General features: G+C 47.4%; 6 protein-coding genes. All 6 read right to left on the bottom strand.

The window, feature by feature from the left end:
* Window positions 1-74: 74 nt before the first annotated feature.
* On the bottom strand, window positions 75-701 hold the full coding sequence (gene cofC / locus PLL47_RS12620; RefSeq protein WP_324446609.1) for a 2-phospho-L-lactate guanylyltransferase: 627 nt from the start codon (window positions 699-701) through the stop codon (window positions 75-77).
* A gap of 129 nt (window positions 702-830) precedes the next feature.
* Entirely contained in the window at window positions 831-1,985 is a 1,155-nt protein-coding gene (gene cofH, locus PLL47_RS12615) for a 5-amino-6-(D-ribitylamino)uracil--L-tyrosine 4-hydroxyphenyl transferase CofH (protein WP_324446606.1), read from the bottom strand.
* A gap of 45 nt (window positions 1,986-2,030) precedes the next feature.
* Window positions 2,031-3,161: a 5-amino-6-(D-ribitylamino)uracil--L-tyrosine 4-hydroxyphenyl transferase CofH gene (cofH, locus tag PLL47_RS12610; RefSeq protein ID WP_324446604.1), complete on the bottom strand. Its 1,131-nt coding sequence runs from the start codon at window positions 3,159-3,161 to the stop codon at window positions 2,031-2,033.
* Entirely contained in the window at window positions 3,158-4,198 is a 1,041-nt protein-coding gene (gene cofG, locus PLL47_RS12605; RefSeq protein WP_324446602.1) for a 7,8-didemethyl-8-hydroxy-5-deazariboflavin synthase subunit CofG, read from the bottom strand. The genes cofH (PLL47_RS12610) and cofG overlap by 4 nt, the downstream gene beginning before the upstream one ends.
* Window positions 4,199-4,226: 28 nt before the next feature.
* Window positions 4,227-5,504 carry a phytoene desaturase family protein gene (locus PLL47_RS12600; protein WP_324446600.1) on the bottom strand — a complete coding sequence of 426 codons (1,278 nt, stop codon included), beginning with the start codon at window positions 5,502-5,504 and terminating at the stop codon, window positions 4,227-4,229.
* The gene (locus PLL47_RS12595) at window positions 5,501-5,662 is read right to left on the bottom strand and encodes a 4Fe-4S binding protein (RefSeq protein WP_324446599.1); all 162 of its coding nucleotides are present in this window, start codon (window positions 5,660-5,662) and stop codon (window positions 5,501-5,503) included. The genes PLL47_RS12600 and PLL47_RS12595 overlap by 4 nt, the downstream gene beginning before the upstream one ends.
* Window positions 5,663-5,887 lie beyond the last annotated feature (225 nt).

Here is a 5,887-nt window from a genome sequence, read left to right as displayed (position 1 = left end):
TTTTCTCAACTCCCGCTGAATAGTCACATGAAAATAACTTTAAATGTTATTTTGACGCCTTTCATTCTACTAAATTAAAGTGGAACCAGTCCAACCCGTCCTTTTTTGACTTCAAGTTTGAATTTTCGATTAATATAATCTTTTGCAGGTCCTTTCCCATGTATTAGAAGTTCTACAAGGTCTTCAGCCTCATCTATATCCGTGCCTGCCATGAAGGAGTCATAGACTTCGAAGTTCTGGCCTGAATCCGCTGCAATAGAGCAATGGGTTAGAAAACTCGAGCCGTAATACCTTACCCTGTATTTAGAGGGATTCTTTATAAAAAGAGCATTGGTACCCCCGCCTTTTCCGGGAACGATGCAGATATCCTTTTCAGTCGAGGTTATCTCCTTTATATTTTCCGGAGAAAGTAGAGGCAGGTCAGCCATAACAATCAGGACAGGCTCTTCTGCCTCTTCGAGATACCCGTTAAGGGCTTCATTCAGATCTTTTTCGTCCAGCAGAACTTTCGCTTCAGTCATTTCCTCAAGCCCGTAGACCGAAGGACTGAGGATGTCAATTTTTTCTACCCCGGCTTCTTTGAGAGAATCTATGACCTGATTCAGCATTAGTTCCACAAACTCTTCCCTCTCCTGCAAGCTCAGGACAGGCGATAACCTTGATTTTGCGCCGGCTTTTTTGTATGGGATTACAGCTCTCATCTGGACTCCTGCATATTTTCGTTTTTCGTTTTCGTTTTTATCTCAGGGGAACTCTATTTTAGATCTCAAAATAACTCTTTTTCAGGCTTTAACTCATTTTCAGGCTTTTGTAAGAATATTTCAGGTTTTTTATTCTTTGCTGCCCATTTTTGCTCTTGCAAAGCCAGGAATCAGGCCTTCCTGCCCCGAAAACCTGGGCTCTACCTTCCGGTAAAGGGTGTCTCTCTGCATGGGAACTCTTCCTGCCCCTTTTATCATCCATTCAAACTCTGCAGGGGACACATATTCTCCGTGGCTACCTCCGGATGCTGTTGAGATCTGGTCTTCCATAAGCGTGCCTCCGAGGTCATTTGCTCCGCACAGCAGGGCTACCTGAGCAAGTTTCTTTCCTAATTTTACCCAGGTAGCCTGGATATTTTTAACATGAGAATGCAGAATTACGCGAGAAATAGCTATGAGCTGCAGATCTTCAAGCCCTGTGCTTGAGAATTTTCCGGATGCAAGCATCTTTTCCCCTATAGGGTTATTATAGGGTAAAAAGGACATCGGGATAAGCTCAGTAAATCCGCCTGTCTCTTTCTGGATCTCGCGGATAGTAAAAACATGGTCCAGGCGTTCTTCAAGGGTTTCGACGTGCCCGTACATAATGGTAGCATTGGTGGAAATGCCTGCTTTATGTGCTGCAGTTATGGTTTCAATCCACTGCTGCGTAGTGATTTTCCCAGGGCAGATTATCTTTCTCACCCTGTCGGAAAGGATCTCTGCCGAAGTTCCTGTAAGGGAGTCAAGCCCGCTTTTTTTAAGCTTCTTCAGGGCTTCGTCCACCGACATGCCCGAGATTCCTGCCGCATAATTTACTTCCATGGGGGAAAGGGCGTGAATGCACATGTCGGGGTATTCGGCTTTTATTGACTCTATAATCTCAAGGTAGAACTCCATATCGGCTTCCGGAGTATACCCTCCCTGGACGCAGACTTCCACAGCTCCGGCTTTTCTTGCATCTCCCACTTTTTTCAGGATCTCATCAACGCTAAGGATATATCCTTTCTCAGTTCTGTAAGCGCAGAACCCGCAGGTTCCAACACATTTGTTTGTGATATAGATATTCCTGTTCACCACATAGCTGACAGCGTCGCCTGCCGCACTGGCGCGAAGATCGTTGGCAAGCTCAAACAGATCAAAAGGGTTTCCTTCAAGCAGGATGAGGGCATCTTCTTTAGTACATTTTCCCTGGTATGCCCTTTCAATTACATCTTCTGGAGTTGTCGGTTTTTTCGTGTACATCCGATCATCCTTTTTCTAATTCCGTTATTTCCCAGGCTGTCAGGCTTATTCGTAAGCCCCGCACCCGGCAGTCCTTCTGTGATTCCTGGAAGCAAGCTCATGAGCTCCCCCATAAAGGGTTGTCCTTTCTTTGGGGATCCTGCCGGCTCCATGGATCATCCATTCCAGCTCGTCCACAGTAATCATTTCCCCGTGGCAGGCACCAGCGGATCTGGAAATGCTTTCTTCCATCAGTGTGCCTCCGAGGTCATTGACTCCGCAGTACAGAGAAAACTGAGCAAGTTTCTTTCCCAGTTTCACCCAGCTTGCCTGGATATTGTCCACATAGCCGTGCAAGAGGATGCGGGATACTGCATAGATTTTCAGGTCCTCAAGGCCCGGAGTGGCATATCTACCTTCCCGGATCATTTTTTCCCCTACAGGATTGTTGTAGGGCATAAAAGGCAGGGGCACAAATTCGGTAATACCCTCGGTTTCTTTCTGGATGTCCCTGATGATCAGCATATGGTCAATTCTTTCTTCAGGAGTTTCAACGTGCCCATACATCATGGTTGCAGTTGTCGGAATTCCCGCAGCATGTGCCTGCTTGACCACCTCGATCCATTCTGCAGTCTTTAGTTTTGAAGGACAGATAATTTTCCGCACGCGGTCGGAGAGGATTTCAGCTGCTGTTCCCGGCATGGTATCAAGCCCGCTCCTTTTGAGCCTCCTGAGAGCTTCCTTTACCGGGATTTCACTGATGCGGGAGGCATGGTAAACCTCCATCGGTGAAAAAGAATGGATGTGCATTTCAGGGAATTCTGCTTTTATGGCTTCTACGATCCCCTGGTAAAAGTCAAGACCAACATCGGGAAGCAGGCCCCCCTGGATACAGACTTCAGTGGCTTTTGCCTTATCGGCTTCTCTTACCTTTTCCATGATTTCTTCGATGCTCATGACTTTGCCATTATTTGTCCTGAATGCACAGAACCCGCAGGTTCCCACACAGCGGCTTGTGAAATTTATGTTCCTGTTCACAACATAAGTCACTGTGTCCCCTGCTGCAAGGTCGCGGAGTTCGTCTGCAAACCTGAAAAGTTCGAATGGAGGTACTTCCAGGAGCACGAGAGCATCTTCTTTTGTGCTCTTACCCTGGTGTGCGCGTTCTACGATTTCTTCGGGAATTTTGCTGTTCATTTTTCCAAATCCTCCGCGTTCTCTGTTCCAGGCTGCTTTCTGTAGCCTTCCCTGTCTGAGAGACGTTCGATGAGGCTGCCAATCCTTTCCGAATACCACCCTCTTTTAACATATTGAGGGTAAACTGGCAGGCGTTCTTTAAGCGGAATATCCCCGAGCTTTTTCTGCAGGTCCTTTATGTCGGGCCATTCAGCTTCGGGATTGATCCAGTCAATCGTAAGAGGGGATATGCCTCCAAGGTCCGTCACGCCCTTTGCGATAAGGGCTTTTGGGTCAATGAGGTTGGGGGCAACCTGAACTGCCACATCATCAGGCAGTATCCTTGCTGCAAGAGCTACCGCATCCATCATCACTTCAACAGACGGCTCAGGGAAATTTTCCATGGCTGTCCCTGGCTTAGGGGCAAAGTTCTGGATAATTACTTCCTGAATATGCCCGTACTCCATGTGAAGAGCTGCAATAGCTTCAAGTGATTCTATTCTGTCGTCCCTGTTCTCCCCTATACCTATAAGGAGGCCGGTAGTATAAGGAATCTTCAGTCGCCCGGCTTCCCGGATTGTCTCAAGTCTGCGTTCCGGAACTTTTCCGGGGCAGTTTTCATGGGCATCCAGAACTGCCGTGCTTTCAAGCATCAGCCCCATACTCGCATTCAGGGGCTTTAAAGCTTTAAGTTCCGGGCGGGTCATTATTCCTGCATTAGTATGGGGAAGAATTCCAATATCGATTGCAGTTTCACAGAGGAAAAGGACATATTCAAGAGTGGAGGAATAGCCAAGCTCTTCAAGCATTGCACCGTATCCCGACACTTCTTCTGCACGCTCCCCGAACGTGAAAAGAGCCTCGGTACATCCTGCCTTTACCCCGTTTTCAAGAATGGAAACAGCCTCTTCCGGCTTCATGAGCCGGGCTCCGGGCTGTCCGGGTTCCCGCCGAAAACCGCAGTAACCGCACCGGTTTCTGCAGATATTGGTTACAGGTATGAAAACGTTTTTTGAATACGTTACGAAAGGAACTTTTTTCGATGGAATGTAAAACACCTGCTGAATTATGGTTTCTTTCCGGGCTTCAGCTCAGGATTTTTCCCAGAACTGACGCCACGCCAAGAGCCACTCCTTCGACTTCTATGCCTCCTTTTCCTTTGGCTCCGTCTCCAACAACATAAAGCCCGGAAAAAGGAGTTTCATTTCCAGGGTCAGTACCCGAAGCTGCCCTGTTTACAGGCCATTCGTCATGGTATGACTGGATAAGAAGGACTTCGTACCTTTTATCAGGGAAAATCTCTTTGACATCCGCAAGCCCCATTTCTATTTCGGATTCGAGGTTCTTTACATTTTCAGGAGCAACGTACTGGTGGCACATGGTAAGATGTTTTCCCGGAGGAGCCAGCTTGGGGTCGACCTGAGTTACTTCATTGATCCCGTTTATGCGCCTTGAATAAGGGGTCAGCAGGACTCCCGAATGCCCTACAAGCGGCTCATCTGCAGCAAGGCAGATCTTTATGCCTGCGGACGGCCGAAGGGACTTGAGCATTTTAAGGTAAGCTGCGTTTGCCTCTTTTGAGAGGGCTTCCCCGCAGAGCAAAGCGGTTGCAGCATGACCGAGATTGCTGATAACAAGATCAGCATCATGTTTTTTGCCTTCAGCAACTATCCCTGCAGCTTTTCCGTTTTCAACCAGGATTTTTGAGACTTCCTGTCCGGTATGGATTTTCCCTCCGTTTGCCAGAATGACGGTTTCAAGGGCATCAATAATCCCCTTGCATCCTCCTATGGGAACGCCAGGACCTCCAAACCTGTACATGTTTTCAATGATCTCAAAAATCTCTTCTACCGGGACCTCGTCGCTTTTCAGGCTGAGAGCCCAGCCGCAGAAAGAATCGGCAAATTTTATCAGCCACTCATCATTGACCTGGGTCTTTATCCACGCCTGAAGTGTGCTTCCTGAAGGGCGGTTCTTTCTCGTGCTGACAATTAAAAGGGCTATTTTCATGCGATCTTTATAAGAAAGAAGAGAAGAAAAATCACTGAAAGAGATATCTTTAAAGCCTTTCACATAATCGGAATTTCCTTTTTTAAGGGGCACGCGTACAGTGGTCATGTCTGACCGCACTATATCTACACTGGCTCCTGCTTCCCTGAGCAGCTGGGCAAGGGGACCTCCGGGTCCGTTGGGAAGCATATGGAAAGCTCCGCTTGAAAGCTGGAATCCTTTGTAACTGAGATTGGTAAACCTTCCCCCGGTAATAGGAAGCCTTTCAAAAACTTCAACCTCATGCCCTGCTTTTGATAAACGGGCAGCACTTAAAAGCCCTCCAAGCCCTGCACCTATGACAATCGTTTTCATGCCGGCACCTCGATTGCTTTCACAGGGCAGTAGGGGATGCACATCCCGCATTCCACGCAGGCATCAGTAGCCCGTGCTTTTCCTCTTACTTCTATTGCTCCCATTTTGCAAAAAGAAGCGCACTGGCCGCACCCTACACAGTTATCGTTTGTCTTCATGCGTTCCACCAGCTTTTCTATCGTGAAAAGACTTATTATAATTTATTGGTATACCGTCTCGCTGCATTTCTCAACATCAATGTGAGCAGGGCTTCCCTGATGGTTTTGCGCCGGTTGTAATATGTAAATATACTATGAAATTATCTCCTTCCTGATATAATACTGCTTCAGAGAAAGCATCATTACGGGTGTACATATATTACTGAGGGTTCCTCCAGATAGCGA

It is taken from the genome of Methanosarcina sp., assembly GCF_035390745.1.
GTDB lineage: Archaea > Halobacteriota > Methanosarcinia > Methanosarcinales > Methanosarcinaceae > Methanosarcina.
This window is presented reverse-complemented; position numbering and strand designations above follow the sequence as displayed.

Excerpts from the sequence above, each read along its gene's own strand:
- PLL47_RS12600 (WP_324446600.1), bottom strand. The coding sequence starts at position 5,504 with ATGAAAACGATTGTCATAGGTGCAGGGCTTGGAGGGCTTTTAAGTGCT.
- cofC (WP_324446609.1), bottom strand. The coding sequence starts at position 701 with ATGAGAGCTGTAATCCCATACAAAAAAGCCGGCGCAAAATCAAGGTTA.
- PLL47_RS12595 (WP_324446599.1), bottom strand. The coding sequence starts at position 5,662 with ATGAAGACAAACGATAACTGTGTAGGGTGCGGCCAGTGCGCTTCTTTT.
- cofH (WP_324446606.1), bottom strand. The coding sequence starts at position 1,985 with ATGTACACGAAAAAACCGACAACTCCAGAAGATGTAATTGAAAGGGCA.
- cofH (WP_324446604.1), bottom strand. The coding sequence starts at position 3,161 with ATGAACAGCAAAATTCCCGAAGAAATCGTAGAACGCGCACACCAGGGT.